At 41.6% G+C, this 26,178-nt stretch carries 18 protein-coding genes and 1 tRNA gene; 5 read left to right on the top strand and 14 right to left on the bottom strand.

Annotated elements, in window-relative coordinates; genetic code table 11:
- Positions 1-25 precede the first annotated feature (25 nt).
- Together K7X70_RS22165 and K7X70_RS22160 are read left to right on the top strand one after the other, a co-directional pair.
- Positions 26-1,309: a hypothetical protein gene (locus K7X70_RS22165; RefSeq protein WP_222539096.1), complete on the top strand. Its 1,284-nt coding sequence runs from the start codon at positions 26-28 to the stop codon at positions 1,307-1,309.
- Positions 1,309-3,609, top strand: coding sequence for a polysaccharide lyase 6 family protein (locus K7X70_RS22160; RefSeq protein WP_222539095.1), 2,301 nt, complete (start codon positions 1,309-1,311; stop codon positions 3,607-3,609). Before K7X70_RS22165 ends, K7X70_RS22160 begins: the two co-directional genes overlap by 1 nt.
- An 83-nt stretch (positions 3,610-3,692) precedes the next feature.
- Here K7X70_RS22160 and K7X70_RS22155 read toward each other — a convergent pair whose 3' ends face one another.
- The 9 genes from K7X70_RS22155 to K7X70_RS22115 form a co-directional block, all read right to left on the bottom strand.
- Positions 3,693-5,861, bottom strand: coding sequence for an alpha-N-acetylglucosaminidase (locus K7X70_RS22155; RefSeq protein WP_255607563.1), 2,169 nt, complete (start codon positions 5,859-5,861; stop codon positions 3,693-3,695).
- A complete protein-coding gene (locus K7X70_RS22150) occupies positions 5,861-6,994 on the bottom strand; it encodes a family 20 glycosylhydrolase (RefSeq protein WP_222539094.1) in 1,134 nt (377 codons plus the stop codon). The genes K7X70_RS22155 and K7X70_RS22150 overlap by 1 nt, the downstream gene beginning before the upstream one ends.
- A 56-nt stretch (positions 6,995-7,050) precedes the next feature.
- Complete coding sequence (locus K7X70_RS22145; RefSeq protein ID WP_222539093.1) at positions 7,051-7,950, bottom strand: DUF1735 domain-containing protein; 900 nt, start codon at positions 7,948-7,950, stop codon at positions 7,051-7,053.
- An 11-nt stretch (positions 7,951-7,961) separates the two neighbouring features.
- Complete coding sequence (locus K7X70_RS22140) at positions 7,962-9,611, bottom strand: RagB/SusD family nutrient uptake outer membrane protein (protein ID WP_222539092.1); 1,650 nt, start codon at positions 9,609-9,611, stop codon at positions 7,962-7,964.
- An 11-nt stretch (positions 9,612-9,622) separates the two neighbouring features.
- Positions 9,623-12,919, bottom strand: a complete 3,297-nt coding sequence (locus tag K7X70_RS22135; RefSeq protein ID WP_222539091.1) for a TonB-dependent receptor — start codon at positions 12,917-12,919, stop codon at positions 9,623-9,625.
- Between the two features lie 256 nt (positions 12,920-13,175).
- Positions 13,176-14,378, bottom strand: coding sequence for a FecR family protein (locus K7X70_RS22130; protein ID WP_222539090.1), 1,203 nt, complete (start codon positions 14,376-14,378; stop codon positions 13,176-13,178).
- A gap of 101 nt (positions 14,379-14,479) precedes the next feature.
- Positions 14,480-15,097 carry an RNA polymerase sigma factor gene (locus tag K7X70_RS22125; RefSeq protein ID WP_222539089.1) on the bottom strand — a complete coding sequence of 206 codons (618 nt, stop codon included), beginning with the start codon at positions 15,095-15,097 and terminating at the stop codon, positions 14,480-14,482.
- Positions 15,098-15,599: 502 nt separating this feature from the next.
- Positions 15,600-17,381 (bottom strand): PAS domain-containing sensor histidine kinase, encoded by a 1,782-nt coding sequence (locus K7X70_RS22120; RefSeq protein ID WP_222539088.1) that lies wholly within the window; start codon positions 17,379-17,381, stop codon positions 15,600-15,602.
- A gap of 78 nt (positions 17,382-17,459) precedes the next feature.
- On the bottom strand, positions 17,460-18,800 hold the full coding sequence (locus K7X70_RS22115; protein ID WP_222539087.1) for a hypothetical protein: 1,341 nt from the start codon (positions 18,798-18,800) through the stop codon (positions 17,460-17,462).
- 166 nt (positions 18,801-18,966) lie between these two features.
- On the opposite strand from K7X70_RS22115, the gene K7X70_RS22110 reads away from it, so the two are divergent.
- Positions 18,967-19,119 (top strand): lmo0937 family membrane protein, encoded by a 153-nt coding sequence (locus tag K7X70_RS22110; protein WP_157262315.1) that lies wholly within the window; start codon positions 18,967-18,969, stop codon positions 19,117-19,119.
- 174 nt (positions 19,120-19,293) lie between these two features.
- Here K7X70_RS22110 and K7X70_RS22105 read toward each other — a convergent pair whose 3' ends face one another.
- The 5 genes from K7X70_RS22105 to K7X70_RS22085 form a co-directional block, all read right to left on the bottom strand.
- Positions 19,294-20,130: a DUF6266 family protein gene (locus K7X70_RS22105; RefSeq protein WP_222539086.1), complete on the bottom strand. Its 837-nt coding sequence runs from the start codon at positions 20,128-20,130 to the stop codon at positions 19,294-19,296.
- A gap of 200 nt (positions 20,131-20,330) precedes the next feature.
- Positions 20,331-21,029 (bottom strand): class I SAM-dependent methyltransferase, encoded by a 699-nt coding sequence (locus K7X70_RS22100; RefSeq protein ID WP_222539085.1) that lies wholly within the window; start codon positions 21,027-21,029, stop codon positions 20,331-20,333.
- 99 nt (positions 21,030-21,128) lie between these two features.
- Positions 21,129-21,992: a helix-turn-helix domain-containing protein gene (locus tag K7X70_RS22095; RefSeq protein ID WP_222539084.1), complete on the bottom strand. Its 864-nt coding sequence runs from the start codon at positions 21,990-21,992 to the stop codon at positions 21,129-21,131.
- Between the two features lie 19 nt (positions 21,993-22,011).
- On the bottom strand, positions 22,012-23,640 hold the full coding sequence (locus K7X70_RS22090; protein ID WP_255607560.1) for a serine hydrolase domain-containing protein: 1,629 nt from the start codon (positions 23,638-23,640) through the stop codon (positions 22,012-22,014).
- 101 nt (positions 23,641-23,741) lie between these two features.
- The gene (locus K7X70_RS22085) at positions 23,742-24,551 is read right to left on the bottom strand and encodes a helix-turn-helix transcriptional regulator (protein ID WP_222539083.1); all 810 of its coding nucleotides are present in this window, start codon (positions 24,549-24,551) and stop codon (positions 23,742-23,744) included.
- A 248-nt stretch (positions 24,552-24,799) separates the two neighbouring features.
- Here K7X70_RS22085 and K7X70_RS22080 point away from each other — a divergent pair.
- Together K7X70_RS22080 and K7X70_RS22075 are read left to right on the top strand one after the other, a co-directional pair.
- A tRNA-Lys gene (locus K7X70_RS22080) sits at positions 24,800-24,872 on the top strand.
- A gap of 249 nt (positions 24,873-25,121) precedes the next feature.
- The gene (locus K7X70_RS22075) at positions 25,122-26,135 is read left to right on the top strand and encodes a site-specific integrase (protein WP_222539082.1); all 1,014 of its coding nucleotides are present in this window, start codon (positions 25,122-25,124) and stop codon (positions 26,133-26,135) included.
- Positions 26,136-26,178: the final 43 nt, after the last annotated feature.

Here is a 26,178-nt window from a genome sequence, read left to right as displayed (position 1 = left end):
GATGGCTATTAAAAATTGTAATCAAATGAAACAGATGCTAAAATTAACGTTACTGGTCCTTTGTATTTCCGTATTCCCGGCCTGCAAAAAAGATCAGGTAGCAGGAAAAGGTACGGCTGTAGTGACTGCGAAAGAATTCAGCTATAACATGGCTATAAAGGCGGTTACACCAGATGAAGCAGTCAATGGCGACATCAGTTCTGGTACTGGAATTAAGCAGATCTACGGTTATCTTGTTCGTTCAGGCAAGACCGATTCCCTGGTCTATAGCAATCCGCAGGAAGCAATGAACCAAACCAGTTTTCATTTCGTGATCCCTACGATAAACTATGCTTCCGCAAACCTTGAAAAGGTACAGGGGATCAAGTTAATGATCAGGGATCTAAACAACGGAACTTCTGAAGGTTTTGTCAAAGTAACCTCTTTTAGTCCGCCGATGCCCACCTTAAAAAATATCCCAACGAAATTACTACCGGATGAAAGTGGAAAAATCCGCATCACGGGAACCGCTGCTTCAGAAAATGGGATTAAGGAAATCGCTATTTATGACGACTATCAAGGGATTGATGCCCTTGTTGAAAAGATCGACTTACCCAACCGGGAGAAAACCTATGAATTGAATTATACCTACACCTATCGTAAAAATGCGTCCCGCGTAAAGGTGGTCATTACGGATCTTTACGGGCTGTCTGCCAGTTCGATTATTAACCTGCCATTACTGAGTTACAACAGTTTTAAAGGCATTGAAATGATGGCGAATGGCACCGCAGCCATCCCATCTGCCAGCAGCTTTTTCACAGGTGAAACAGGTACAGCATTTGGCAGCTGCAACGTAAATGGACAGGAGCAAAAAATAGATTTTGTAGGCTACTGCACCAGTACTTTTGTCTATACGCTTTACAGTCCTGCGAATACCAGTACCATCTCCAAAAACTTCAAATGCGGCAGTCTGATCTGGGAGCCAAACGTCGCTGATTTAAAGGCTACGAAGTTCCGGGTATTAGTGCCGGGTACCGCAGCAATAGATCAGGTTTACGCGGCATATAATGCCAACTTAATTACAGAGCTCAGTGATGCGTTCTTTAACGGGATTCCTGTTCCGGCAGGCAATACAGCAAAATTTGACGCCATTGTGGCCAATCAATCCACGGCCATATTCAACCTGAGCACTGCCTATTTAATTTGGATTCGGGTACCTAAAGCTGACGGTTTAAATTACACCAACCAACTCCTTAGAGTAAAAGAGGTTAACATCGCTGCAACAGCCGCATTATCAACTATAAAATTTGACATCTTAGTTTCTAAATGATGAAAAAATTCCTATTCCTTTCCCTGATGTTTTATGCGATGAATTCCTGTGCGGGAATAATAGTCGACAATGCGGAACAGCTTCGAAAAGCAGTTCAAAAGGCAAAACCCGGTGATACCATTGTACTGAAAAATGGCACATGGAAAGATGCTGCTTTAAACCTCGATGGCAAGGGAACCGCCCAGAAACCTATTGTGATTATGGCGGAAAGCCCAGGTGGAGTGCTGCTGACAGGCAGTTCTTACCTCCAATTGGCAGGTGAATATTTGACGGTAAAAAACCTGCATTTTAACCAAGGTTTTACCCCTAAAAGAGCGGTAATTTCTTTTAGGGCAGACAGTAAAAATCTGGCCAACCATTGTCGGGTGACCGGCGTGGTGATTGAAAATTATAGTCAGCCGGAACGCTTCAAAACAGATACCTGGGTGATATTTTATGGGAAAAACAACCGGATAGATCATTCTACATTTGTCGACAAGCTGAATTCCGGACCGGTGATTATTGTGGAGCTGGACGATGAAAGAAGTCAGCAGAATTACCATCGCATTGACAGCAATTATTTCAACGGCCGACCACGCTTCGGCTCTAATGGTGCCGAAACCATCCGTGTAGGTGTCTCCAGGTATTCCCTCACTCCTTCCAGAACCACCATCAGCCATAATTTCTTTGAACGCTGCAATGGAGAAGTGGAAATTATTTCCATTAAATCCGGAGAAAACAAGGTGAGTTTTAACACCTTTTTTGAAAGCGAAGGCGGAATGGTATTAAGACATGGCTCAAATAACACGGTAGAAAGCAATTTCTTCAATGGGAACAACAAACCATTTACAGGTGGAGTCCGGATCATTAACCCCGGTCACAAAGTGTTCAACAATGTATTCTTCCAGCTTAAAGGGAAACAATTCAGAGCGCCTTTGAGCATCATGAACGGTGTTCCCAATTCTTTAATCAACCGATATTACCAGGTGAAAGATGTGACAGTAGAAAAAAACACCTTTGTCGATTGTACACCCTTTCTCTTTGGCGCAGGAAAAGATGCGGAAAGGACACTTTCCCCGCAGGAAGTGGCGTTCAGAAACAACCTGGTTTTAAGCAAAGATTCCAGCATTTATGAGAATTTAAATGATGATAATGGGATCAAAATCACCGACAATGGACTTATCGAAGGGGCCAACCTTCGCGGAAAAAACACTGAAAATCCACCTGCAGGTTTCCATAAAATAAAACCAAAATACCTGCGTATAAAAGGGTATGAACTGCCTTACGATGCCAAATACGGAGCAGACCTGAAGCAGCTCTCCTTTATTGAGGCGAAAAATACTGGTGCAGTATGGTTTCAGCCAGCAGTAAAAACTACTGCCCGCAAAGCCAAAAGTTTTCAGCTGAGGAGTGCTCAGTCTGAAAACTTTAAACAGCTCAGTCTGCAGGCCTTATCCGGTGATACCATTGTATTGATGGACACCGGTTATTATAAAATGAAGGAGCCAATTCAAATCAGCAAAGCACTGGTAATTATGGCGGCTAAAAACCTGCATAAAAGACCTACTCTCGTGAATGCAAGTTTCAATAGCCTGCCTGCGTTTTTGACCATAGAGAATGGCGGTCGCCTGACCGTTAAAAACATCGCATTTAAAGGAACACTGGAAAGTTATGGAGGTGTGGATGCAGGGATTAAATCTTCGGAATCCCCTATGAACCAGTCCTATTATTTAAATGTAGATGGCTGTGAGTTTTACGATTTCAATGAAAGTTCACAGAGTGCCATTGCGGGCGCAAAAGGGACATTAGCAGATAGTTTAGTGGTGAGCAACTCAATTTTCCACCACCTTTCTGGCACAGGCATCAACCTGTCTTCAGAAAAAGACGACAAAGGCATTTACAATGCTGAATTTGTGAACATTACCAATTGCCTGTTTACAAATTTACTGGGAAGCGCCATCAACGTTTACCGTGGAGGAAATGACGAAAGCACCTTAGGGCCATTTGTCAGCATCGATTATTGCAGTTTTAACGAAGTTGAAAACAGAGAACAAGGCGCGGTGGTGAAATTGATTGGCGTACAGCAGGCGAAAATCACCAATTCCAGTTTCTCCAATTCCGGACAGGGCGGTCGTTCTATACAGTTTCAGGAATATAGAACGGATCATATTCTGGTTGATTATTGTAATTTCTACAATTCGGGAAAGATTGAATCTTTTTATAATAACGCTGCCGGTCCGCACATTTACAATGATGAACCGGGATCAGTAAAATTGGCGTCTGCATCAAATGAGCGACAAGCACTTGGTGCAAAGTTTTAATAAACAACAGTGATTCGGTGAGTAATTCCTTTTAAAAATTACTCACCGAATTAACTTTCTATCTTTCAGTTTCCTGAACAAACCTACTCTTCAACGATCATTCGTTTAATCAGCCCATCCAATTCTGTATTGGTCAGTGCTTTTGCAGGATACAAATCCTTTCGTTTCACCCATTCTTTTTCCATTTTGAAGTAATCCGGTTCGGGCGTGTTCTTTGAACTCATTACTGCGATTTGCCAGTTTATAAAAGCCTCCCATCTCGCCAGGTAAATCGTGCTCAACAGCCCAGACCATTCTTTATGCGCATAATCATGAAGATCTGTCTTAGGATTGTTATCGGGACCCCAGAAAATGATCTGCGTTTTTGCATTCAGTAAAGCATTCTCTTTATCTGATTTTGAAGTAGCAAAGTCCAACGACTGCTGCAGCCACCTGTTAACAGAAAAATATTTACTCGTACTCAATAAAGAATCCTGCTGCAGGATCAAGTGTTTGAACTTCGCACTGCTGGATTTAAATTCCTGCAAATTTTTGGTTTTTATAGCCGCCATCATTGAAGCATATACTTTATCTGCTCTATTTGCTTGCAGCTGACGCAGGAAATCAATCCGATCCGTCCGGTAAGTCTCCAGACCTTCAAATTCTTTTCCGGCGGCCACAAACATCCTCACTCCCTCTTCAAATTTCGCCACATCATAGTTTCTTTTCCTGGTTCCCCAGGAAGAAACAGAGCGAATGTCCATCGCTGGTCTGGCACAAAAAATAGATTCAGAAGGCCCTTCCTGACTTACTTCAGGACTGCTATAGGCTGTTTCTAAAAACAAAGCCCAGGCCTTGTCCATATTTGAACTCCGCTTTCCATAGCGGTAACTGGTATAACCGCCAATCCAGTTTTTAAGGTCCAGATGATCCTGATGCCAACCCAGTTCCAGCATTAAATCATAGGCAACAGGGTTGTTGTAAATCCCTTCAGGGATAATCCCAATGCCCTTTAAAAAAGGACCGTAAGCACTATTTTTTGCACGGTATACCTCGTCTGCAAAGCGCTGCAACTTGCCATAAATTCCGTTTTTCTCTCCGAAATTGCTCACATTACTCCAAACAAACGGTGTATTTTCATAACCATGACGCTTCTCCCAATTGTTGGTATTCTCGCCAAAAAGTTCTATCACCAAAGTTTTATCTTTATTCAATCCTGCCAATAAAGCATCTGCAGGATTCTGCTGCCAGCCTTGTAAAACCCAGGTAGCAGCAGGATAATTTTGCTGCATGACTTGCTGAATGTGCTTACCCGAAGCGGCAAGATCTGCTCCTTTCGAAGAACCACCTTCATGAAATGGATCTCCACCGAAGAAATGCAAATCAGCACCGTACAACTTCTTCATTTCCGAGTAATAGATATTGGCTATTTTATCAAAATAAGGATCCTCAGGAAGTAGAAAATCCGGACGTTTAAAACCTCCAGCCCATAGTCCCTGATCAATTACTTTAATCGCTTGTTTATCTTTCAAATTCGAAGGGATCATTCCATAGAAACCATGCATCACCGGTTCCATGCCCAGCTGTTTCATTCGTTTGATGATCTTTTGCTGCAACACAACCTGCTGATCTATCGTTGCCTGACTTACCGGGCCACCCCAGCCTTGCAGGTTCCCCATCAACCACCAGGCACCAAAAGCTGGACCTGCCACAAAATCAGTAATTTCTTTTTCAGTGTAGCCTAGTTTTCGCAGCGTATTTTGCCATACTGCCTCCATTCCTACTGGCGCTAACATCAGGTTGACCCCGTTTAAAGCCATCCAGTCTAACTCTCTCTCCCAATCTTTCCAGGTGTAAAAACTCATGGAATAACTGATGGTGCAGTAATTCAGCGCATAGCGATATGGATAGGGAGAAACTACCCTAACCTTATTTTTGACTTCAGGAAGTTTGTCTGAGTCCGGCGCACTTAGGTTATCCCCAAAATGAGACATACTTCTATGGCAATAATACTTCAGGTACCAGTTTAAGCCCTCCGCAGCAGCATTTGCGTTACTCGCGGCAACGACTACTTTCCCTTTAACAGAACTCAATTCAAAAACCTCATTTCCATCTGCAGCAGGGATCACCTTAAACGCTAAAGCCTTAGTCAGCCAGGGAAACCTTCTGGCAGCTATACCTTTTACCTCTTCATAAGGCGCAGTCTTTGCGGTAAGTCCCGCAAGCATCAGCAAAAACAACATTAAACTCCTGTATCTTTTCATATTCTTCATTAATTACTTTTTAGTGTTCTGATTTCCGCGAATAACTTTTTAAAAGTATTCACCGTCCCATCTTTGTCGGCCTGTTTACCATGATACGCCAGAATAAAATCCTTTGAATTCCCCCACATCGTATGAAACATGCCTTGCATTCTATTAGAAATAGTGCTTGAAAATTCCGCCCTGTTTCCATTTTTTCTGATCGCCCTGACCAAGTCCAGCTGCGCCAGGCCAACCTCCGCTTTATTGGAAGGTGCAGCAAGGACATTAAAGCCCTTGATCGCAAAATAAGCAGGTGTTGGCGCTGCATCTTCATATTTCCAGTCGCAGATCATAATGTCCTTGGGGATCAGGTCGATTGCCCGGTGTGTATGGTTCATACTCGCTTGCCAGGCCAACAAATTCGTTGTTTTTCCATCGATTAAACGATCGCTCCACATCCACATTTCACATCCTTTTTGTTTCAGGTGATCATGTAAAGCAGTTACATAAGTGGCAAAAATTTCCGCCTTATCCAGTCCTCCGCAACGCGGACATTTCTCATCACCAATGATCCACACCTCATCCAAACCTACATGGAAAGCATCAGCACCGCAAACATCGATCAACTCATCTATAACTGGAAATATTATTTTAAATAAATCCGGATGTTTAGGACATAGGCTTTTAGCATAAAAATCAAACATCGTGTTTGCCGGTTTCCAAGGCACTGGAGGGTTCAATGCTGGCGATTCATCAAACTGAGGATAGTTTTTCAGCAGTGGCAGCATGGATACATCTTCAGATTGATGCCCTAAAAGGTTCATTTTCGGAATGAGCCGGATACCTGCCGTTTTACAGGCTTTCAGGATTTTCTGCAGGTTTTTCTTCGACAAGGCGTTGTGCCCTGCCAGTTCAGGATGCGTCTCAAACTGATATTTGTAATTGATGCGCAGCACCAGCGTATTTACCCCTTCTTTAGGTAAAACATCGGTAATGAAATCGCAGAACATCGGTACATCCTCAGGATCAGGGGTAGACAATAATAAAGCGCGGACAGGAAAAAGTTCAGTCACCGGTGAAACCTGCTGCGCAGCTTTCTGGGCAAATACAGCTGTAAGCCCCGCAGTAAGCAGCGCAAACAGTAAGAGATATATTTTCTTCATGATGATAACATAAAAAAGGAGGTTTCGTGATCCGAAACCTCCTGATGAATACAGATCTAAAGTTTTTTCAGTGTTTCCGTCATTTGCGCTCCATATCCATAATAACTGTAATTATAGAACAAAACGAAGGTATTTGTTAATGGGTCAAAAGTGCTGGTCGTACCCTCCCTATTGGTCAATAGATTGCCTACATCTTCTAAATGCCCGGACACGATCACGGTATTGTCTGCCGGATTCACTTTTAGTCTGAACTGATTACTGCAGCACCAAGGACCAAGATTCGCAATCAGATTGACCTCATAAATATGATTTCCAACCTTCGTGATGGTTTTCTTAACTTTTGTCGGATCCGTTCCATACCCATCACCATTTCTTACTCCGCTGGCCATATAAGTGCCGCTTACGAAATCAGGAACGGTCAGGCTCACTTGATAATACGCCGTTTTTAAGGCCGATTTCACCGCCACATTCGGACTCGCATTTTTAATAGAAATTGGAATCAGGTACTTTCCTTCTTCTTTCAGCAGCTTAGGATTAATCCCAAATTGAGGGATATCACTGATCCGTTCATTCTTTTTGATGGTGGCTTTCATCGAACCTTCGGTATAAGATCCAGCAGGAAGCAGTTCATAAGGCGCTCTTCCCGCTGCTTCCTCCAGCGCATTTAAGGAATCCAGCTTTTTATGATCGATCATAAATTCAACCTGGATGTCTTGTGCAGCAGGCGCTTTGCCCTCCAAATACGCGCTGTAGGGACGATAATATACCGTATCCTGCTGACCAGGTTCCCGGCTGATCACCTCCACCAAATTAAAAGGATTTCCTCGCGGAGCTTGAGGCATATATAATATCGGATCGTTCGCAATTCCGGGCAAATTAATTTCTTTCTGACAGGCGCCGATCACTATGACCAGCAGCACAAATAATAAAGTCAGTTTATGATTTCTATTTTTCATGGCTTTAAAATTTAATAACCTGGATTTTGACTGAACCCTGAACTTACTCCACCCAGCTTGTCTATTTCCGACTGTGGGATCGGCAGGAAATACTGTTTCACCTTATCAAAGGTTCTCTTTTCAATGATCGGATAACGGTAAGTGGTATCGCTTCCAGCAACACTGATGGAGACCCCGCGCACGATCTTATTGTCTACCGTTTCTGCGATCTTCCACCTGCGCACATCCCAGAATCGTTGTCCTTCAAATGCCAGTTCAATCCTTCTTTCATGCCTGATTTTCTCACGCATTTCTTCCCTGCCCAATCCTACAGGCAATGGCGGCATTCCTACTCTTGCACGCACTGCATTTACGGCATCATAAACCTGTTTATCCGGACCTATGGCTTCATTATACGCTTCTGCATAGTTGAGGTAAACTTCCGCTGTTCTCATCAGCACCCACCTGCGTGGAGAATCTCCGGAACCATTGATCAGGTTTACCGATTCCAGCAGGTATTTTCTCTGCCAGTAATTGGTGGCTGTCTTGCCGGGTTCAGGCGCATCAATCCCTAGCGGATCAATTTTCCGACCTTTCCAGGTGCTTCCAGGATACAAAACTGATTGATAAAAACGTGGATCACGGCCAGTATAAGGATGATTTGGATCGTAACCGGAACCCGATTCATCCGGGCGTTTACCCGTTGCTTTAAGCTCATAATCGTCTACTAATTCTTGTAAAACTGTGACCCTCGCATAGCCGATATATCCCGTTGGATTCATTTCCCGATCAATTCCCGCATCCCCGAAAGCGCCTGGTGCCGGGCGGCCCCAAATTACTTCCTGATTGGTAAACTGAGTGAAAATCTCCGAGTATTTAGGATGCAGTAAGTAACCTGCACCCAGCGCAGCATCCAACGCGATTTTATTCGCATCTGCCGCATCTTTCCACCTTGTATTGATAGCAGAAGGATTAAATAAAGGGCTGGCATAATACAATAATACGCGTCCTTTTAGCGCTAAAGCGATCGTTTTAGAAGCTCTGCCAATTTCAGCCTGCCGGTCTGAATAATTTGCCGGCAGCAAGGTTTCTGCCTCCGAAAGGTCTTTTAATATCGAGGCCACCACTTCATCTACGGAGTTCCGCTTAAAGAAAATCGGGTCGTCTCCTAGAGGATTCTGAATAGATTCAAATAGAGGTACTCCTCCCCAGCCGCGTAACAATTCAAAATAGTAGTACGCCCTCATGGTCAGCACTTCTCCTCTTAATCTCTTTTTACGCTCCGGATAGTTATTGTCTTCAGGAATTCTCATATAATTTGCGAGGACAATATTGCAGCGCCTGATCTGGGTAAAATAATCCTTCCAGCGCCCCCTTAATGGAAATGCGGAAGGTGTAAAAAATCCGCTGTTGAAGTTCCCTGCATCGGCACCATCGGCGGTAATGGTGGCCTGGTCCTGACTTTGATCTGTTTCATCCGTTGCGCTAGACATCGGCCAGAACGTCCGGAACATATTAGGTACTGAATTGTAGATATTGTTGACAAACAACTCTGCATTTCCGATATCCGAAAACACCTCTTCTTCTGATATTTTGGCATTTGGCAAACGGTCCAGGTAATCTTTTTTACAAGCCGCAAGCCCAATTACGACTAGTACGAGTAAAATATATAGTTTTTTCATGGTCTTAATGATTAGAAGTTGACGGTTAGTCCTAGGTTATAGATGCTCTGAATGGGATAAGAAAGTCCTGAAAACGACCCTCCCACATTAGATTCAGGATCCACATTGATGTCCTTCAGGTGATCCCAGGAATAAAGGTTCATTGCATTGACGAAAATTCTGGCAGTCTTGGTGCCTACTTTTCGGGTCCAGGTAGAAGGCAGGCGATAGCCCAATTCCAGGTTCTTTATTTTCAGGTAATCCGTTTTGCGAACCCAGAAAGTAGAGTTGATGAAGTTATTTCCGTTCTTACTTTCATTACCATGCAATACCGGAAATTTCGCATTTACCGGATTCTCTGGTGTCCATCTTTCCAGGTGATGTGGTCTGATCCCATCGCGATAGGTGTATACAATCTGATCGGAATAAATTTGTCGGCCGCCCATAGCCCCCTGTAACAGCACACTCAGGTCGATTCCTTTATAGCTTAAGCCAAAAGAAGCGCCAAAAACCTGATTGGGTACGTTTAGGGTAGGAATAGGAATCCGGTCTTCCGGGCCAATAGCGCCATTTCCGCTAATGTCCCTATATTTTAAATCGCCCGGAATTACCGTGGTAAAACTTTGAATCGGGCTATTGTTGATCTCTGTCTGGTTCTGGAAGAAACCTAAAGATTCGTAGCCTAAGGAATAACCAACGGGCAATCCGATCTGAGTTTGCCATGGATACTGAAGTTTAGGCTCGTCAATTTCAAGGATTTTATTCTTCGTGAAGGTATAATTCAAGTTAGAGAAGAGGTAAACATCTCCAATATTGGTATTCAGTTTCATTTCTATTTCAAATCCCCTGTTCAATACCGCGCCTTTATTTAAGCTGAGTGCGGCATCAATTCCAAAATAATCAGGAATCAGGTTGGGTCCTGTCAGGATATCTTTTCGATGTTCGCGGAAAACGTCTACGGTTAAGCGGATCTGATCTTTTAAAAATCCTGCTTCCAGGCCGATGTTACTTTTCGTGGCCTTCTCCCAAGTAATATTGGTATTTCCTACCCTGCTTTCCGAGTATCCGCCTACCCCTGTTGGATTATTGCCAAAGGTATAACCTCCGCTTCTAGCAAATTCAGAAACAAAAAGATAACGGCCATCACCAATATTATCATTGCCGACCAAGCCATGCGAGCCTCTTAATTTCAGATAGCTGAACACCTTATTGTCTTTCATGAAAGGTTCGGCAGAAGCGAGCCATCCGGCAGAAACAGCTGGAAAGAATCCATATCTTTTGCCTTTAGGGAAGTTTTCCGAGCCATTGTAACCGGCATTAAATTCGAAGAAATAACGCTGGTCGTAATTGTATTTCAGCTGTCCGACCAGACCTTGATATACTCTGGGTAAATCACCGGTTATGGTTCTGTAATTTCTATTAAACAGCATCAATCCACTAACGTTATGGTTCTTAAAACTTCTATCGTATAGCAATTTCACATCAAAGTAATTGTACCTGGTGGCATTGGTGGCGCCATCCTGACTTAAGGATGTTTTCGCGTAATGCTGCACATAAATAGGTTTTCCGCTGAGCTCATCCTCTCCTTTATAGCGGAAAGATGCCGGCATTTGATATTGTGCAAAATCAATGCTTCCAAAAGTCTCAAAAGAGAATAAACTCTTAATTTTCAGCCCTGGGGTGATAAAATCAAGCTTTCTGGTGGCGGCAACATTTCCGAAAGTATTGGAGAAATTGGTATCAGAATAGCCGTTCCTGGTGATGATTCCATAAGGGTTAATAAAATCTGCGCGAAGGTTTCCTGAGGCCAATGAACCATCTGGATTAAACACAGGGGTTAAAGCATTGTGCATCTGCGAAAGCACCACAAAGAGATAACCGTTGTCATTTCTGTCTGCATGCGGCATGGTTCTGTTTTCCAACCTTGAAGCCAGATCCAGCTGTAAATCGGTGTTTTTATCAAGGGTCACATCTATGTTAGAGCGGAAATTATAGCGGTCATATTTGTACTTAACCCCATAGATATTTTCGTCTGCCACCTTAAAATTTGTCTCTTGTCTGAGGTAAGATCCGGACACAAAATATTTCACCGCCTTAGTTCCTCCGTTTACATTTAAATTTACTTGTCTTTGGGGCGTGTAATCTCTGATCATTTCTTTGTACCAATCTATGTCTGGATACAAATAAGGGCTGGTTTGATCTTTAAAAAGCTGTAATTCCCGATCGGTATACACTGGTGCTATGCCATCGTTTCTTGCGGCTTCATTTCTCAATAATCCGGAATTATAACTATCCAGAAATTTAGGAAAACGGCCTGGCTTCATCAGGGCATTCTGCGCATTGACCTGTATCGTTGGCGATCCATCTTCCCCTCTTTTTGTGGTGACTAAAATCACGCCATTGGCCCCTTGTATCCCATATAAGGAGGTCGAGGATGCGTCTTTCAGGATTGATATCGATTCAATTTCATTGGGGTCAATATCTCCGAAGTTCTGATCTCCCCGAGGCAATCCGTCGATGACCACCAGAGGTGCTGTATTTCCGGTATACGTGCTGATTCCGCGGATAAAAAGTGAGGAAGCGTCGCTGCCTGGCCTGCCAGAGCGCTGTGCGGTAACCAAACCTGGAATCCGCCCTGCGAGTGCATTGCTAATATTAGCTACCGGACTTTGCTTCAGTTCTTTTGTGGAGATGCTGGATATGGCACCCGTTAGACTGACTTTAGTTTGTTTCTGACCATAGCCTGTCACCACCACTTCCGAGAGTCCGGAAGTTTCCTGTTCCAGAAACACATCCAGTACTGCGCGTCCATTGACGGGGACCTCCAACGTTTTAAAGCCAATGCTGGAAAAAATAAGCACCCCATCTTTAGGAACAGTGATTTTAAAGCTGCCTGAAGCATCTGTCAGCACTGCTTTTTGTTTATCAGATTTCAGACTAACCGTGACGCCAGGTAATGGCCCGGTTTTATCGGCCACATTTCCTTTAACGGTGATCTCCTCCTGGGCGTTTGATACCAAGGCTTTAACGGTATTTTTGATTTCTTTGATCAGGACGATTTTGCCCTGGATCTTATACGTCAGCTTCTGGTTGCTGAAACATATTTTGAGCGCTTCTTCCAGGCTCACTTCATTTACATTAATGGATACGCGGTTACTTTTTTCGATTAATCGCGTACTCGCTACAAAGTCATATCCGCTTTGAAGCCGGATCTTTTCCAGGACTTCAACTAGTGGCGCATTCCGTTCCACTAAGGAAATTTTCTGTGCAAACGTGTTTGCATTGGCGGATATGACGAAAAACAGGATGAGGGCAATAGTTATTTTCATAACCAATAGGAGTTTTTGGGGACGCCATTTCCCCGGCTTGCCTGGGTTAAAAGCAATTAAATTCATACATTTGAATGATTTGGGTTAACGATTGATTCGATCTGTCGGTAATTTTTGTCCGGATCTTTCCGGATGGGGTTGGCTCAAATGATTAGACGTATTCCGACTGGTACTCGGAATGCGTTTTTTTTTAGCGCCCTGATTTGGTTTAGCAGCGTAAAATTTTCTTCATGTTTGGTTTGGTTAGGTTTAGAATCTATTTTTTAGTGTTGGTTTCTTTTTTGAAAATAGTGACGCTTTTACCCTTGATGGCATAGTCGATATCCTCCGTTTCTTTCAAATAGTTTAAAATTGAGGAAAGGTTGTTGTTGCGGGAAACAGCGCCCCAGAATTCCAGATCGCCTATAGCCCCTTTGATCTGAACATCTACCCCGTACCATCTGGAAACTTTACGCATGATGCTGCTCAGTGTTTCATTTTTAAAGACAATTTTCCCGTTCATCCAGTCCAGCGCTGCAGATTCATCTGCTTTTTGCACCTTCAACTCCTGCCCTTTTAATACGGATTGTTCCCCCGGACTCAGCAATACCTTTCCTTTTGCGTTTAGGGAACGTACACGAACGGAGCCTTCCAATAAGGTGGTGGTGGTGGCCAGTTCATCCGCATAATGATTGATGTTGAAATGGGTGCCTAGAACTTCTGTCTCCTGTCCGGCAGTTTTCACGATGAAAGGTCGTTTTTTATCTTTGGCAATTTCAAAATAAGCCTCACCTTTCAATTCCACCACGCGTTTACCTGCGGCAAATGTGGTCGGAAACTTGAGTTCAGAAGCAGCATTCAGCCAGATCTTACTGCCATCTGGCGTCACCAATTCATAAACACCTCCTTTAGGCGTTGTGATGGTATTGTAGGCGGTATCATTGTGATTTGCCGACTGTAGGAAACAGGTCAATTTTCCTCCCAGGATTTTAGCATAGCTTTCTCCGTTTTTACTGACGACTTCACCTTCACTTGCATTTTCCAGGTCAATAGATTCCCCGTTGCTGAGTGTAAGTCTGGCCCTGGTACTTCCTGGGGCAATATCTCCGGAAGCCAGGATTTTATTACCGGATAGTTGATGAGTTGAATTTGCGCTAAAGAAATACCAGGAACATGCCGTGATCAGTCCGAGAACAGCCGCGGCTCTCAGGTAAATGCGCCATGAAGATGACTTTAGAACCAGCTCTTTATTGATTTTTTTATGAATCGATTCCCGGTTATGATGTAACACCAGATTAACCGCTTCGCTATCTTGCAGCTCATCCTCTAGTCCTTCTTCCGATTGCAATTGAGCAAGAATCAACTCGTTCAATGCTGTCTCCTCCCCATGCAAATGAAAATGATCCATTAACTCCTGGATTTCTTCCCGGGTACATTGTTTCAAAAGGAATTTGTGGTATAGTTTTTTTAAATCCTGCATAGTATTTAGCTTCGCTCTATAACACTATACGCTGGTAAAATCAAAAGTCTATGCCCTGATTTAATTTTTTTTGCTGAAGATCACTTGAATTTCAATAAAAGCTACAGAAACAGCCTTCTGAGCATTTCTACGAGGGTACTCATCATCAAAACCGAAAGCAAAAAACGTTTGGAATTGATGACTTCTGTCCGAACAAACTGTAAAGCTTTAGCCATGTGATCTTTGATGGTGCCTACTGAAACACCGAAATGCCAGGCGGCATTCTCATAGCTTTCATGTTCCATTTTTATACGACGAAAGACGAGAGCTCTTTGGGGAGGAAGTTTACTGATGGCTTTCTCTAAGGCATTATTAGTTTCTTTTAAGGCGATGCTATCAGTAATCGGGTCATGGAGCTCAGTCATCTGCAGCGCCAGCTGATCTGTCAGCTGCTTATCCCTTGCTGCTTTCCGATAAAAATCAATTGCACAGTTTTTGGCGATATGAACTAAAAATCCTTCGAATGATCTTTCCGGATCAAGAAACGCTCTTTTATTCCATACTTTCAAAAAAACATCCTGATGCAATTCTGCGGCAATTTCAGGAATGTGTACAAGTTTTTTAAGGTTATAATAGACCTTGCGTTCGTAAGCCTGATACAATACATTAAATGCCTTTTGATCTCCAGATTTTAGCTGTAACAGCAGTTCTTTCTCATCATCTGGCAGGATTTTAGGCATAAACAAGTCTATATTTGAGGGTTAGGTCTGAATCAAATATAATACAAATTTCATCTTTATGATTTAATTTGGTACAGAACAGTGACAAATAGACCAGTAAATAAGGGAATACCAATCAGGCAAAATGAAAAGAAATAATCATAAAATGTTCCGCTGACCAAATCTCCTCTTAAAATAAAAAGGAAGTTTTTATTAAAAAACTTCCAGGAGATTTTGCTAAAAAACAGCGCTAATAGCACGAATAATAATGGCATACATGTCATTGGTTTATTCGTCAACATTAATAAACTGGACAGCCAGATATTGATCCACAGATATTGTGAATCTTTATGCAGTTTTATATAATTCCTTCTTAACGGTCGCGATTTAAATGGGGTTAATAAATACAGCCAGTAAAGCACAGAAAAGACGGTTAAAATGGAGGATAAATTGAGCGTTTTTAGCATTTTTACGTATCGTTATCAGGTAGCTTAAAGATAGGTAAATAGCGTGAATAATATACCTATACCTTACCATTTAAGGGCAAGCTGAAATAAAACGTGGAGCCCCGTCCTGGTTCGCTATCTACCCATATCCTACCATTATGACGTGCAATAATCTCTGCACTCAAATACAATCCGATCCCGAAACCTGAAATATGGCTATCACTTTGTACGCGATAATACCGTTCAAAAAGCTTGTCAATGTCCTGGGCCTGAATTCCGATTCCATAATCCCGTACGCTCACTTGCGCCATCTGATCTGCCAGTTCACACTTCACATCAATTTGTTTAGATAAGGGTGCATATTTTATAGCATTACTCAGCAAATTGACGATCACACTGCTAATTTTATCATAATCCGCATAAACGAGTAAATGATCACAGCCATGAAAAATGATGTCTTTCCCATCTTCGATCATTTTACTTTCCTCCACAGCCGATTCCACCAGGTTATTCAGTGAGAAATGAGTTGGAGAAAGTACAATTTTTCCGGACTCCAGGCGGGAAACATTTAAAAATCCGTTGATCATACCGGTCATCTTTTTCACTTGTTTACCAGCCAGCACTAAAGAACTATTGATGAACTCATTACCTACACCGTTCACCCTACGCTGCAAAATTTGAATGTAGCCATTTAGTGAGGTTAAGGGTGTTTTCAGCTCATGACTCACCATCGCAATGAAATCATTTTTGCGCTGTTCATCCTTTTTAATCGGAGTAATGTCCATGACTACCCCGGTAAAGGAAGAAAATTCACCAGACTTATCGGCTTTTAAATTTCCAATGGCCCTCAGCCAGCGCAGTTTCTGGTCATGGAATCCAACTACAGGATAGGAAACATCAAAATCGCCATTACCACTAAGCGCATTTTCGAATTTTTGCTCTACGTAGGATCGGTATTCCTCGGTGACCTGTCCTAAAGCATCATCGATTGTAATTTCATGATCTGGATGAAAGCCAAAAAGTTCCCGCAGGCGAGTGGAAGTGATAAAAGCTTTGGTTACAGAGTGGATATGCCAGGTGCCAAAATTAGCGGCCTCAATGGTGAGTCGTAAAGCAATTTCTTTATCTTCCAACTGATCAAAAGTCTCCTGCAAATTCTGTTTAGCTTCCAAAAGTTCTTCATTGGAGGCCGTCAATTCCTCATTGGCGGCATTTAACTCTTCATTAATCGCTGCCAGCTCATCGGAAATCTCCCGGTAACGCATTTCACTTTTTGACAAATCTTTCACTCTCGCCGCTACCCTTGCCTCCAGTAATTCATTCATCAGGCTGAGTTCTGTCTGACTTTGGTCCAATTCATCATTTACCGCTTTTAGCTCTTCATTAGCCGCAGACAATTCTTCATTAAGTGCCTGCTCTCTCTCCAATGCCTGTTCCTTTGCATACACTTGCTGTATGATTCTACGGTTCATCACCCGGTCCGTTACATCAGTGGCCAGGTGCAGCACACAAATGACCTGACCTAAATCATCCTTAATCGCTCGATATTCAAAATCAAAGTAAAAAGTTTTCATCTGTCCGCCCACCATCAAATCGGCAGCGGTCTCCGCTCCGGAAAGGGTAATCCCCTCCAGCCATACACGCTTAAACATTTTGGCAAATGGCTGTCCTTTAAGCTCCGGGAGTGCTTCTTCTAAACCTTTCCCAATCACAGAACTGTCTTTTCCCCAAATATCAAGCATGGCCTGATTTGCCATCTGAATTACTGCCTCCTCACCTATATGAATAGCGGTTGCCGTATTGCCCTGGCTCAAAACCGAAATGAGCTGATCCTTATTTAACAGTTGTATCCCGTTCATATCAATAGGTGTTTCCTTTTTAAATAACCCGTACAACCATCATAAATGATGATTTGTTTGTGAATGTTATAAAAAAACTTAGGCAGATGCTGAAAGACGGTCTATTTTTTTCTGGAATTTCGCCACGTATTGACTCCATTCCGGTTCATTTTCGTACCGCTTTTTTGCGTAGCTATAAACTGCCTCCTGGAAATGGTGGCCCCAGATTTTATCGATAGTTGCAATGCCGGAATCCAATGCTTTCAGGAGTACCGTATCCTTGGATACATTGGCAATTTTACAATATTTATCTAACCATAAACCGGGTCCTAATCTGACATAATCGATCAGCAGTTCCTCCGTAATAAATTCAGGGGGCACACTGCTCATTTGCGATTCATGATAATGAATGACCTCTTTAATCAGGTCTTTGTCCAGGTATTTGTCGGGAACAAATGACAGGTAAGTTTGATGCTTTGCGGCTAGATAACAATGCGCTTTAGTGAGCAGGGAATCAGGAACATACCTGATATTGATGCCATTTTTTATTAAGGCTTGCTCAATTCGCTCCTGACTGATGAAACTTTCAGGAAAATAGGAAAAACAAAGCGCGCCATATTTTGCATACGCTTTTTCAAAAACCCGATGCGTTTTAAATTCCGCTGGAATCCGGTTTAAAATACTCCAGTTTTTATTTAATTTTCGCAGCCAATAGTGCTCGTCTTTCGCCGGTAATTGGGTTGCGGTCGACAAGACATATTCCCCTTCATTTAAATCGAAGATTAAATCTTCAAAGGTTGGTGTCGGATTGGCTAAAAGTTTGCCGAGCTGATCGGAACATAGCCAATCTCCGTCCTCATCTTCATAACAGTTATTTTCAGGAGGGTTTTCACCGGTTTTATCATTGTAATAAAAAAGGCTGGCCTGATGGTCATTTAGAATGGTATAGTGGTCGTTGATGATCAATACCGGCGCAGTGACCAGCCCATCAGCTCTAAAATATCCGTGGTTGTAATGACTGATAAATACTTCTGTTACAGTAACCTCTTTTTTAACATACATGACTGAGCCACCGGCTACTAAACTCTGACAGTTGATTTGACCGGATACATAAAGAAAAGCACCATAATCGCCCTCCTCATTCAGCAGCGAGCCTTTGATGTGCAGGTTACCGAAAATGATCAATCCTTCCACACGTTCATCGGATGACTGTAAAGGAAGATTCGGAAATTGTTCCTTCCATTTCTTATCATGCATGGTCCAGCCATGGTCAATATCAAGCCTAAAATGATCTGCAAAACTCACATCTCCATGGCTGACAATAAAAATGGCATCCTCCTCAAATTCTTCTCCATGATATGGGGAAATAGCCTTCCAGGAATCCTGGAAATCCGGAATTGCTAAGAGTTCTTTAAATGTTATAAAATCGAAATTGTTCATAATAGCGCCCCAATATACTACCCTTCCCGTAGAAATCACAATATCAAATTTCCTTGAGCATCAGGAATTTTAGTGATCGATTACTAAATAATCCAGCACCAAACCAAACCAAAGCCCTTTGCCTTTGTTCATAGACAAGAACATTAACTTATAAAATCTACATACCATGGGAAATCTACTTTATACCATTGCAGTCATCCTTGTTATCATTTGGGCGATCAGTTTCTTAGGAGGCTACTATACTGGAGGAATCATTCATATCCTGATTGTAATTGCGATTATAGCGGTTATTTTGGGAGTGATCAGAAGGGCATCTTAACACGCAATGCTTAATCTATAATCAGTGTGATGTTTTAAATGACATCCACTGATTATTTTACCCATTTAAAGCTTTTTCCTTTCTTTGTTTCTTTAATTTTTTGACAAAGCAATCTCATCAACAGGCTGAAAAAACAATTTTCCTCCCTGTTTTACATGGATTTGGTCCCTGATTTTAGGCTGATTTCCCCGGCAGTTTCGCCAGCTTATCCTTTAAAACCAGGTATTCTTTTTCCAAATGTCGGAAGGCCTTAGATTCGACGATTCCCTCCGCGTAATCCATTTTTTTTTGCTGATATTGAACGGCAATCAAATCAAAACGTGCTTGAACCTGGTTGTATTTTTCCTTTTCTGCTATTTGCATTATGGTTTCCTTAACGCCATTCAAGTTTCCCACATAAGCACTATCAGAAATTAGCTTTCCATTTGCAGATTTAAAACAGATATAAATCTCCATCTGTTCAGTCATTTTCCAATCCCTGTTTAATGGCAGAAAACAGCCTCCATCTGCTCTACGACCAGCATTTAAATAGCTACTCGCCTTTTTTTGCCCTGGATGGCAGACCATCACCATGACCGAATCGTCAATATCACCATTCTCAACAATTGCAGTATCCCAGGTTAGATTAATCCCATCCTTGCCTTTGCTGACGTGGAGATGCTTTGCCATTTCCAGGCTTCCCTTACTCAGGACTACTTTCGCATAATCGACCGAAATATTGGGGTAGCTGCCTTTTAAAGCCTCTTTTTTATTGTAGGAGGTCGCTATATTGTGCGGATTTTTAAACGTTCCTTCTGCCTCCAGCTTAAAGCTGACATTGATAAAATCGGCCATTGGGTTTAACAGCTGCATCGTTACGGCCATCGCTTGACGGTTGGCCAGTTGTTTTAAGCTTGGTTTCCCTGGCTTTCCGATCCTGCGACAGACCAATTGTCCATTTAACATATAAAAGACTGTGTTTCCTATTTTCCCGGAAGGGTACCCAAAAGGGCCTGCAATGAATTTCGCCATGATAAAAGTGTTTATTTACGTGAATTAACAACCACTAAGATACTAATAAACAAAGACCAAAACCCTTAGAATCAATATTTATACTAATTTTATTAGCACTTATCCAGTTAGTTAATACAAGATCTAAACCCTGTTTCTAAGCAAAAAAAGCACTAATAGCCCTAGCAACCTCCAGTTAAAACACTTATAAGAACTATAAATCAGGGTTCAGTAAACGATGACTTTTTCTTCGTTAAATTCGTAAAATTATCCGTTCTTCTCAACATTGGCTTTCTTCCTACAAAGCGAATTACGGCACCCTGACCAATATGATACTTTCCTTCTTCTAGCGCAACAATACGCTCTTCTAACAGCAATGGTTCGTAATTTTCGAAATCAGCCTTGATCTCTGCGATAGAAAACAGCATGTCTACCTCTTTGGGACCACCAACATTAGGATTTATCGCATTAAAATCAAGGTGTGCTTTACTGAATGCCTCCATGATGATCAGGCCGCCAGGTTTAAGATAGCCTTGTAATTTCTTATGGAGCATTGATTTCCGATCTGCAGAAAAGTGGGCGTAGATCAGACCGATCACGTCGAAAGACTCCTGCTCAAACTCCAATTTTTCCAGATCTCCTACAATGTAAGTAATAGACACCTGTTTTTCTTTTGCCAGTTCAAGCGCTTTTAATTTCCCTGTTTCACTTAAATCACATGCTGTCGCCTCCCAATTTAACGTTGCAGCGTATACGCCATTCCGACCTTCCCCATCAGCGGGCATCAAAATCGAGCCTGGTGCCAATTTTTGCAGCCATTCTTTGAAAAAAAGGTTGGGCTCCTTTCCGTAAGCAAACCCACTTTCTTCATAACGGTTATCCCACCTCTTTTTATCGGCATCACTCTTTGATTCATTCATAATATTCTGATTAAAATTGTACTACAAATTTCCGTTATAAAAGAAATTACGGAGTAGGACAAAATTTGAATTCTATAGGATGTCTGCCGAATTCAGCTATTATTTAAAGTTTTTTCTGAATGCTTCAGGTGAATATCCGGTATGCTTTTTAAAGAACCTGACGAAGTAGGAAACATCTTCATAACCGAGTTGGGAGGCGATTTGATTCACTTGATTGGTAGTTGCTAATAGGTATCTTTTGGCTTCCAATAACAGGTGATCAATGATCAGTTCTGAACAAGTTTTGTGGAGTGTAGTTTTTGTGATGGCATTCAGCTGATAAGTGGTCAGGTTCAATTGCTCGGCGTAGTAAGAGACCTGTTTAAACTGAGTTGCGGAAAGGCTGATCAGCTCCTGAAATACTTCCAGGCGTTCCTGCATATAATCATCATTGATATTGCCGGGGCTTTTAACTGCATCGCTTTCCCTTAAAAGCGAAATAAAAAAAATATCCAGATAAGCCTGAATGACTTCCCTATATCGTTCTTGCTGGTCCTTATTTTCTTTATAGATATTTTCCAGGATGAACTTGATGCGGTTCATCTGCGCTGCGTCAAATTGATAGAAATTCCTGCGACTTACTTTCCTGATTACTTCTTTAGCTGATACTGCCAATGGGGTATAAAAACCGGGGCTGAATTTCATCAAATACCCCTTACTTCCATTTTTTAAAACCAGATCATGTACTTGCCCGGGGCGCATAAAGAAAACGGAATAATCCTCGATTTGATAAGTTACAAAGTCGATCCGATGCGCTCCTTCTCCTTTCTCCAAAATCAATATATAAAAGAAACTATGCCGGTGAAGTTCTTGTATCATATCCTTCCCGGACAGAAATTCCTCCATATCCACTAGGTCAAAGCTGCCGGAAAAAGCAGGTTCTTTAACTGAATCATTGAGGTGCCTTACCGGAATAGTTTCCATTATCGTTTTTTAAATCTGACTACTTTCCAACTACTGCCGGCAAAATGTAATCTTCCATCATTTTATCAACCTGGGTATGTCCATAAGCAGTTCCATAAGCTGTAGCGGTGATCACGACCACTAAAGGCTGGTCTTTAAAGACAAAGATTTTATTTCCTCCGTTTCCTGCACAATACGAAGTTTCATACGCTTTTCCATTCAGCTGGTACGTTTTGTTCCAGAATAGGTAACCGTAATACTCATCTTTTTGCCCTGTTACCGGAATTTGTCTGCTTAGTGATTTCTCGACCCATTGCTTTGGAAGTACTTGTTTTCCTTGCCAAAGCCCATTGTTTTTATACAATTGTCCAAATTTAGCAAAATCCAAGGCATTCATACGAATTCCACCAGCCGTATTTACGACATGCTGAGGGGTATACTGCCATTTGTAACGAGTGATATTCAAAGGCTTGAAAAGCTTCAAATCTGCATACTTTTCCAGGTGTTCTGGTACTATTCTATCAAGTAAACTGCCCACTAACATCGCACCAGCAGTAAAATAGTGCCATTGTCCTTTGTACTTAACCGTATCTACAGGTAGGTCTAGTGTAAATTTCACCCAATTATCTGTTGGATACATGTTTTCTTCATTGCCAGGAGAATCACCGTCGGCATCATCACCATCAAAATCAGCGCTCATGGTTAGCAGTTCTTTAATCGAAGTATTTGCTTTTTTTGGAGAATAATGGTCGTAAGCTTTGAGATCATAAAATTCTCCTAGTGTTTGATTTTCAGATTTCAATAATCCATCTTTTATGGCGATCCCGGTTAAGGTGGAAGCAAAAGTTTTCCCCACAGAACGGACATCATGGAGACTGTCGCGATTGGCATTGTTAAAGTATTCTTCCAGGAGGATTTTTCCGTTTTTTATTACTACCACACTTGTGATGTGCTTAAAAACTCCTGCTTCAACATTTGCTTTTAAAGTCTTGATTTTATCTTGATTAAAAGATTCTTTAGAGATCGGCAATCCATCATAAGCTTTTACAGGGGCTAGTTTTACGTTACCAAAATCTACTAATGGCTTCCGGTTGACCATCAAATTTAGTGTACCTGCGGCGATTACATTTCCTACAATTACGGTGGTCGATTTGAGATATGGCCTCAGCTCTATTTTCAATACATGCTTCCCATCACTGAGCGCGCGTTCTCCCCCATTGAACATGAATCGGTTCCATGCCGACTGGCTCCAATAGGCGCCCTCATTTTCGTTATCTATTAAAGGCTTAGTCCAGACGGTGAAGGTATTTTGTTCGTTTGCGCGCGGTGCTCCCGGTAGTAGATTGCTTTGGTAAACTAGTTTTTGATCTACGTAAAAGGAAAATTGATAATTACCGGACTGCAGCAAGGAATTTGAATCCAGTGTTGGCGCAAGCTGCTTTAAATAACTGGTCATCGTATTTCCCAAGCACACGGTAATGAACAGATTGCTTTTGTTGGTCAGCTGGTAGTCGTTCAGAAATTGAGCATTCCCCAATTCATTTAATTTAACAGGTTTAGCACTGAAAACAATTTTCCCAATATTTGCCTTATGGATAGGGTCTTGAATTACAGCCTGGTTTTCAACCGCTTTTCCCTGTGCTTTAACCGCGGCATTAAAAAACATCATTGCGCATATGAGGAATGTGAATGATCGTATAATAGAAAAGTTTATCATTTTTTCTTTCAAAATTAGGGAGTAGTTGGTATCAAAAATAGAATAAAATTAACCTATCTGGGCTCAGCGAAAAGTTTTCTATAAGCCAATGGGGTAATTTGATGTAAGGATTTAAAGCTGCGTATAAAATGGCTTTGATCGGCGAAACCACAGTCTAAAGCGATAGCAGTTAAGGAAGATTCTCCTTTTACAATCATGGAAAGGGATTGCTGCACTCTTATTGCCCGAATATACTGTCCGATGCCACAGCCGAAATATTTTGAGAAATCCCTGGAAAGATGAACCGGATGAATATCAAGTTGTTTCGATAGGTTGTAAAGGGACCAGTCATAAGACAGATCGTCGTTGAGCAGCTCTCTAATTTTCATTACCCAATGAGGGACATTTCCCGAAAAGCGGGTTTCATTTTTATTGGCTTTGGTAAACAGTTCAATAAGTAAGGTGTCTATCGCCAGGGAATCTGTATTTTGCTTACTTTCTTTGAAGATATTATACATCAAAGCCTTTAATTGTGGATTATACAGGTTAATGCTCCCTTGTAGGTTACTGATATTCAAATCAAAGTTTTGAAACCAATCTGGCTTAAATTCAATATGAAAGCCTCTGGTGAAACCTTTTGGTTTTATATTGTAATGTGGTTCCTGCCAATTATGAAACAGTAAGGCTCCGGCAGTGCAGTGATAGATTTCCTTTTTATTCCCCTCCAAAACTCTCCCATCGAGTAGAAAAGTAAAATAAGCATTTTCGTGATAATGCCAGTCGACCTTTTCCTGGGTGTATTCTGTATCAGTCAGCGTAAGACTCCCTAAAGTTTTGGTTTCATTGGTATTCCCGAAAAATTGGCCGGTTTGGAGGATTTTCATTGTTAAAATTTATAGTATTTTTTATTGTATTACTGGGTTTTTCTGGGTTTAATGGCTGTAATCCACGTAAAAGAGATGCTTGTCGATGGGATTTGTTACGTATAATGAAAAATAACTGTAATTTTTTATAGCTATAAATCAATCGATTAAAGAGAAAAAGCGGGTTACAGCGAAATTAAACGGGTTTACAGTAGTTAAATCTGCATTATTTTTATACTTTTGCAATCCCGAAACAAGGGAACATAATTGATTCCGTAGCTCAGCTGGTAGAGCATTACACTTTTAATGTAGTGGTCCTGGGTTCGAATCCCAGCGGGATCACAAGAAATAGTAACAAAACGTTTAAAAGCCTGCAAATCAATTGATTGCAGGCTTTTTGTTTTTACCCAAAACTACAGTTTATTCAATAAATCACATATAAAAAGTGAGTGATTCGGTGAGTAAATTGAAGTTTCCCCGACTCACCGAATAAACGTGTTAACATTCTGATATTCAGAAAGTTCATTCATTAAACGACTTGACATCCATTAACTGCAAGGCTACATTTGTTTAACCTTAAATCAGTTGATTATGAAAACGAATTTCAGTATGCTATTCTACATGAAAAAGCAAAAAAACTATGCTTGCGGTGACTCCCCTATCTATTTAAGGATTACTGTAGAAGGAAATCGTGTGGAAATTACTACAGGACAAGAATGCAAACCGGAACACTGGAATCCCAAAACCGGAAGATTAACCGGAACTAAAGAAGATACAAAAAGGTTTAATGCCTATCTGGACAACTTACAGGCAATGGTTTATCGGGCACACAAAGATCTTACCCAAGCTGGTGTTGCTGTTACCGCAGAAAGCATCAGAAACAAATTTCAAGGTAAAGACACTGTAACACATACATTATTAGAGGCTGTTAAGAATCACAACAAAAAAATGAAAGCTTTGGTAGGTAAACAGTATGCGATTGGAACTTTAAAAAGATTTGAGATACTGGAACGCCACCTTCAAGCCTTTATGCTCGAAAAACACAAGGTCACTGATGTAGAGGTCAAAGAAATAAACCACGCGTTTATCAGCGATTTTGAATTTTATCTTAGAACAGAAAACAGCTGTGCGAACAATACCGCTATACGATACCTTAAAAATTTCGGCAAGATCATACGCATTTGTTTAAACCTGAAATGGATCGACAATGACCCTATGTTTGGCTATAAACTAAAATCTAAGCCTGTAGAACGGCCTTTTCTATCTGAGGAGGAAATCCAACGCATTGCGCAAAAACAGTTTAGTACAGCTAGGCTATTACAGGTTAGAGATGTATTTCTGTTCTGCTGTTTTACCGGACTTGCTTATGCTGATGTTCAAAAACTAAAGCTATCCAATATCACCAAGGGAGTTGATGGAAACCACTGGATCTTCACCAACAGAAAGAAAACCAACATCCGTGCGGCTATTCCTCTGTTACCTTCTGCAATGACAATTTTAGACCGATATGCCGAGAATGAATATTGTGTTGTTAAAGACAGAGCGATGCCAGTGGCAAGCAACCAAAAGATGAATGAGTATTGTGCGCCCGTAAAGGTTTTGTAATGAATGTCTCTTTGGCAAGAGACTAGACTAGGTTCCAAGTCTA

Origin of the sequence: Pedobacter polysacchareus (assembly GCF_019802255.1) — a bacterium.
GTDB classification, from domain to species: domain Bacteria; phylum Bacteroidota; class Bacteroidia; order Sphingobacteriales; family Sphingobacteriaceae; genus Pedobacter; species Pedobacter polysacchareus.
Note: the sequence above shows the minus strand (reverse complement) of the source record. Positions and strands in the feature narration are given on the sequence as shown.

Excerpts from the sequence above, each read along its gene's own strand:
- K7X70_RS22135 (WP_222539091.1), bottom strand. The coding sequence starts at position 12,919 with ATGAAAATAACTATTGCCCTCATCCTGTTTTTCGTCATATCCGCCAAT.
- K7X70_RS22115 (WP_222539087.1), bottom strand. The coding sequence starts at position 18,800 with ATGAACAATTTCGATTTTATAACATTTAAAGAACTCTTAGCAATTCCG.
- K7X70_RS22130 (WP_222539090.1), bottom strand. The coding sequence starts at position 14,378 with ATGCAGGATTTAAAAAAACTATACCACAAATTCCTTTTGAAACAATGT.
- K7X70_RS22165 (WP_222539096.1), top strand. The coding sequence starts at position 26 with ATGAAACAGATGCTAAAATTAACGTTACTGGTCCTTTGTATTTCCGTA.
- K7X70_RS22100 (WP_222539085.1), bottom strand. The coding sequence starts at position 21,029 with ATGAATGAATCAAAGAGTGATGCCGATAAAAAGAGGTGGGATAACCGT.
- K7X70_RS22075 (WP_222539082.1), top strand. The coding sequence starts at position 25,122 with ATGAAAACGAATTTCAGTATGCTATTCTACATGAAAAAGCAAAAAAAC.
- K7X70_RS22150 (WP_222539094.1), bottom strand. The coding sequence starts at position 6,994 with ATGAAGAAAATATATCTCTTACTGTTTGCGCTGCTTACTGCGGGGCTT.
- K7X70_RS22145 (WP_222539093.1), bottom strand. The coding sequence starts at position 7,950 with ATGAAAAATAGAAATCATAAACTGACTTTATTATTTGTGCTGCTGGTC.
- K7X70_RS22140 (WP_222539092.1), bottom strand. The coding sequence starts at position 9,611 with ATGAAAAAACTATATATTTTACTCGTACTAGTCGTAATTGGGCTTGCG.
- K7X70_RS22110 (WP_157262315.1), top strand. The coding sequence starts at position 18,967 with ATGGGAAATCTACTTTATACCATTGCAGTCATCCTTGTTATCATTTGG.
- K7X70_RS22160 (WP_222539095.1), top strand. The coding sequence starts at position 1,309 with ATGAAAAAATTCCTATTCCTTTCCCTGATGTTTTATGCGATGAATTCC.
- K7X70_RS22105 (WP_222539086.1), bottom strand. The coding sequence starts at position 20,130 with ATGGCGAAATTCATTGCAGGCCCTTTTGGGTACCCTTCCGGGAAAATA.
- K7X70_RS22155 (WP_255607563.1), bottom strand. The coding sequence starts at position 5,861 with ATGAAGAATATGAAAAGATACAGGAGTTTAATGTTGTTTTTGCTGATG.
- K7X70_RS22095 (WP_222539084.1), bottom strand. The coding sequence starts at position 21,992 with ATGGAAACTATTCCGGTAAGGCACCTCAATGATTCAGTTAAAGAACCT.
- K7X70_RS22085 (WP_222539083.1), bottom strand. The coding sequence starts at position 24,551 with ATGAAAATCCTCCAAACCGGCCAATTTTTCGGGAATACCAATGAAACC.
- K7X70_RS22125 (WP_222539089.1), bottom strand. The coding sequence starts at position 15,097 with ATGCCTAAAATCCTGCCAGATGATGAGAAAGAACTGCTGTTACAGCTA.
- K7X70_RS22090 (WP_255607560.1), bottom strand. The coding sequence starts at position 23,640 with ATGATGTTTTTTAATGCCGCGGTTAAAGCACAGGGAAAAGCGGTTGAA.
- K7X70_RS22120 (WP_222539088.1), bottom strand. The coding sequence starts at position 17,381 with ATGAACGGGATACAACTGTTAAATAAGGATCAGCTCATTTCGGTTTTG.